This window comes from Streptomyces sp. NRRL B-3229, assembly GCF_000719505.1.
Classification (GTDB): domain Bacteria; phylum Actinomycetota; class Actinomycetes; order Streptomycetales; family Streptomycetaceae; genus Streptomyces; species Streptomyces griseorubiginosus.
Window position 1 is genome coordinate 1 of record NZ_JOGP01000173.1, and the last position, 203, is coordinate 203.

The 203-nt window shown below is 65.5% G+C and carries 1 protein-coding gene; it reads right to left on the minus strand.

What is annotated here, in order from left to right; all coding sequences use genetic code 11:
- The coding region (locus IF54_RS40365; protein ID WP_037821317.1) for an alpha-amylase family glycosyl hydrolase at positions 1–203 on the minus strand (203 nt) is incomplete at both ends.

Here is a 203-nt window from a genome sequence, read left to right on the forward strand (position 1 = left end):
GGTCACCGAACTCGGGCAGGACGGCGGTGTAGTCGGAGACGTCGTAACCGCCGTCCCGGAGCGGTGACTTGAAGAACGGCGGCAGCCACAGGCAGTCGATGCCCAGCCACTGGAGGTAGTCCAGTTTGGCGGTCAGGCCCTTGAGGTCGCCGACACCGTCGCCGTTGCTGTCCTGGAAGGAGCGGACCAGCACCTCGTAGAAG